Below are 3,693 nucleotides of genomic sequence, written 5' to 3'. Positions count from 1 at the left end.
ATACAAAACGTCGTAGAAGGCCGCCATGGCACGTCCCCGGAAGTTCCAGCCGGAAGCCGTCGTGGAGAAGGCGATGGAGGTCTTCTGGGCGAAGGGCTACGCGGCGGCGACGCCGCAGGAGCTGGGCGAGCGGATGGGGTTGGGGCGGGGCAGCCTCTACAACACGTTCGAGAGCAAGCACGGCCTCTTCGAGCACGCGCTGCGCCACTACCTGGACCACGAGGCGGTGAAGCTGCTCGCGCTCCTTCAGCGTCCCGGGCAGGTGAAGCAGCGGCTGCGGGCGTTGATGCTCGCCATCATCGAGATCGATCTCGCGGACCCGGAGCGCCGGGGCTGCATGGCCATCAACACGGCCATCGAGCTGGCCGGGCGCGATGCCTCCGCGACGAAGCTGGCCGCGCGCATGTTCGACCAGACCGAAGCGGCGTTCCTGGCCGTCATCCAGGAAGGGCAGCGCACGGGGGAGCTCGATGCCTCCCAGGATGCGGAAGCGCTGGCGGCCCTCCTGCTCAACACGCTCACCGGCTTGCGGGTCCTGGGAAAGACGGCCGAGGACGCCATGCGGTTGGAGCGGATTGTCGACACCGTCCTGAAGGGCTTGTGAACATGCGGCGAATCCCTCTCACCGGGCTCCTGCTGGGGCTGCTCACGGGCGCGTGCGTGCGCTCCTCCGCGCCGGAAGCCTCACGGCCCCCGGCGGTCCGCCTCTACGCGCTGGACTGCGGCCACATCGACGTCAAGGACATGGGCTTCTTCGCGGACGGCAGCCCTCCTGGAGGCAAGCCCGGCGAACTGATCGTCCCGTGCTTCGTCATCCAGCACCCCCAGGGCACGCTCGTCTGGGACACGGGGTTGAGCGACGGGCTCAAGGGCGGCGCGGAAGACCCGGTGGGCAATCGCTTGCGGCTGGAGACCTCCCTGGCGGCGCAGCTCCAGCAACTGGGGCTCAAGCCTTCGGACGTTCGCTACGTGGGGTTCTCACACCTGCATGCGGACCACGCGGGCAATGCCAATGCCTTTCCCGCGTCGACGTGGCTCCTGCAGCGGCGCGAGCTGGAATGGGCCACCCGGACGCCCGCGCCCCCGGGCGTGGACCCCGGTGGCTTCTCCGGCTGGCGCGACGCCAGGGTCCAGTTGCTGGACGGCGACCTGGATGTGTTTGGCGACGGTACGGTGAAAGTCATCTCCACGCCGGGCCATACGCCCGGGCACCAGTCCCTGGTGCTGCGATTGCGGCAAGCGGGGACGTATGTGTTGTCCGGAGACCTCTGTCACACGCGGGAGAACTGGGAGCGCCACGGTGTGCCCGCCTTCAATGACAGCCGCGAGGCCACACTGGCCTCCATCTCCCGGGTCGAGGCCCTGGTGAAGGACGCGCACGGCCACTTCGTCGTGGAGCATGCCCCTGAAGACTTCCGGACCCTGCCTGCGTTCCCAGCCGCACTGGAGTGAGCCCGGAGGGCGCTCCCGAGGGAGCGGGCACGGGGCGCAGACATCCTGGCGCAGCTCGAACAGCCCTCCGGCGTGCGGTCACGCGCCACGGACCGGATGCTGCCGCTGCTCCTCGAAGAACAGGACGCGGAGGTCCTGCAGGCACTCATCCTGGGGCTGTGGCACCTGCATGAGAACGCCCCCCACGGTCGGACGTGGAGGGCGTTCCTTGGCGGGTCACCGTCTGGACCTCGGAGGGCCGGGCGGGCTTGGCGCCCTGGCGGTAGAAGACAGTCGGCGAAACCTTGGATTGCGATGGTTCCCTGACGGTATGAGCCTCTGGGCAATCACGTCCGGGCCCGCACGAAGTCCACGAAGGCCTTGAGCACGGGCGGCAGGTGCCTGCGGCTCGGGTAGTAGAGGAAGAAGCCAGCGTAGGACGGGCACCAGTCCTCCAGCACGCGAACCAGCCGCCGCTGCCGGAGCAGTGACTCCACCTGCGACTCGAAGACATAGGCCAGCCCCAGGCCCGCGAGCGCGGCTTCGAGGATCTCCACCTGGTCGCTGAGCGTCAGCGAGCCTCGCGTCTCCACCTCCAGGGCCTTGCCATCGCGCTCCAGCTCCCACGCGTAGCGTGAGCCATGGGTGAACCGGAACTGGATGCAGTCATGCGCGGCCAGGTCCCTGGGCGTCTTCGGCGGAGGATGCTTCGCGAAGTACGCGGGCGTTGCGACGATGGCCGAACGCAGCGGGGGGCCCAGCGGAATCGCCACCATGTCCGCGGCCACGCGCTCGTGGAAGCGCACGCCCGCGTCGAAGCCCTCCTTCACGATGTCCACGAACGCGGCGCCGTCGACGACCTCCACCTCGATGCCGGGATGGGCCTCCAGGAAGGGGCCCAGCACTGGCAGCAGGCTCAGCCTTATCGCCACCCGGGCCGCGCTGATGCGCAGCTTCCCCACGGGGGCCTCACGGAACGTGTTCAGGTCATCGAGCGCGTCGTCGATGTCCCGGAACGCCGGCCGCAGCCGCTCGGCGAGCCGCTCGCCCGCCGCGGTGAGCGCCACGCTCCGGGTGGTGCGGTGCACCAGCCGCAGGCCCAGCTTCTCCTCCAGCCCCCTCAAGCTGTGGCTCAGCGCGGACGGCGTCACCCCCAGCGCCCCCGCCGCGCGGCGGAAGTTCAGGTGCCGGGCGATCTCCAAGAACACCGTCAGCTCACGGACGTCGGCCTGCATGGGGGGGCCCCTTTCTGCTGTTGAGCCAGATTCAACAGTCTTGTGTCCTCCGTGCGCATTCTCTCATGGGTGTCCCCGGTCTATCTCTTCGCTTGTCACCAACCCCTGACGAGGAGCACGCACATGAAGACCTGGCTCATCACTGGCGCATCCCGTGGTTTCGGTGTCCTCATCGCCCAGGCGGCGCTCGACGCGGGAGACCGTGTCATCGCCACCGCGCGCAACCCCCGGAGCATTCCCCTTGCGGTCCACCCGAGGCTGGTGGTCGCGAAGCTGGATGTCACCGACGAGGCCGAGGCCCAGCGCGTCGTGGCGGAGGCGGGCCGCATCGACGTGCTCGTGAACAACGCGGGCTTCGGACTGCTCGGCGGAGTGGAAGAGGCGAGCGCCGCCGAGATCGAGAAGCTCTACCGCACCAACGTCTTCGGCCTGCTCGCCGTCACCCGCGCGGTGCTGCCCGTCATGCGGCGGCAGCGCTCCGGACACGTCATCAACCTGTCCTCCATTGGCGGTTACCGCTCGTCCTCGGGGTGGGGCGTGTACTGCTCCACGAAGTTCGCCGTGGAGGGCCTGAGCGAGGCGCTTCACGATGAGCTGGCCCCGCTGGGCATCTACGTCACGGTGGTGGAGCCCGGCTACTTCCGCACCGACTTCCTGGACGCGGCGTCGCTCACCCGGACGGAGCGAATCATCCCCGACTACGCGGAGACGTCCGGCGCGATGCGGGCGCGCGCGGTCGAACTCAACCACCAGCAGCCGGGCGACCCGGCGAAGCTCGCGACCGCGATGCTCGAGCTGGTGAAGCTGGAGCAGCCTCCGCTGCGGCTGGCCCTGGGCAGCGACACGGTGAAGGCCCTCGAGGACAAGAACGCCTTCGTCGCCCGCGAGCTGGAGGCCCACTGAAGTTGCCCCGATTCCGCAGAGCGTTCCGCGCTTTCGCCCTCAAGCGGCAGCGCGGTGCTTCTTCTCGTAACCAGCGGGTGACTCGTAGTCGAGCGCGGAGTGGCGCCGGAGCGGGTTATACCAG

4 protein-coding genes are annotated in these 3,693 nt (G+C 68.9%); 3 read left to right on the top strand and 1 reads right to left on the bottom strand.

All coding sequences use genetic code 11. The features are described from left to right. Positions 1–25: 25 nt before the first annotated feature. On the top strand, positions 26–604 hold the full coding sequence (locus tag D7V93_RS40090) for a TetR/AcrR family transcriptional regulator (RefSeq protein ID WP_120648296.1): 579 nt from the start codon (positions 26–28) through the stop codon (positions 602–604). Positions 605–606: 2 nt separating this feature from the next. Then, positions 607–1,452 (top strand): N-acyl homoserine lactonase family protein, encoded by an 846-nt coding sequence (locus tag D7V93_RS40085; protein ID WP_120648295.1) that lies wholly within the window; start codon positions 607–609, stop codon positions 1,450–1,452. Positions 1,453–1,778: 326 nt separating this feature from the next. Here the strand turns inward: D7V93_RS40085 and D7V93_RS40080 are convergent, their stop codons facing one another. Further along, positions 1,779–2,666, bottom strand: coding sequence for a LysR family transcriptional regulator (locus D7V93_RS40080; protein WP_120648294.1), 888 nt, complete (start codon positions 2,664–2,666; stop codon positions 1,779–1,781). 123 nt (positions 2,667–2,789) lie between these two features. Here D7V93_RS40080 and D7V93_RS40075 point away from each other — a divergent pair, with 123 nt between their 5' ends. Further along, positions 2,790–3,569: an oxidoreductase gene (locus D7V93_RS40075; RefSeq protein ID WP_120648293.1), complete on the top strand. Its 780-nt coding sequence runs from the start codon at positions 2,790–2,792 to the stop codon at positions 3,567–3,569. The last annotated feature ends 124 nt before the right edge of the window (positions 3,570–3,693 follow it).

Source organism: Corallococcus llansteffanensis, from assembly GCF_003612055.1.
GTDB lineage: Bacteria > Myxococcota > Myxococcia > Myxococcales > Myxococcaceae > Corallococcus > Corallococcus llansteffanensis.
The sequence above is the reverse complement of the archived record's forward strand: the minus strand, read 5'-3'. Positions and strand labels throughout refer to the sequence as shown.

Bases quoted from the DNA above. Each gene is read 5' to 3' on its own strand.
- D7V93_RS40090 (WP_120648296.1), top strand. From the start codon at position 26: ATGGCACGTCCCCGGAAGTTCCAGCCGGAAGCCGTCGTGGAGAAGGCG.
- D7V93_RS40085 (WP_120648295.1), top strand. From the start codon at position 607: ATGCGGCGAATCCCTCTCACCGGGCTCCTGCTGGGGCTGCTCACGGGC.
- D7V93_RS40080 (WP_120648294.1), bottom strand. From the start codon at position 2,666: ATGCAGGCCGACGTCCGTGAGCTGACGGTGTTCTTGGAGATCGCCCGG.
- D7V93_RS40075 (WP_120648293.1), top strand. From the start codon at position 2,790: ATGAAGACCTGGCTCATCACTGGCGCATCCCGTGGTTTCGGTGTCCTC.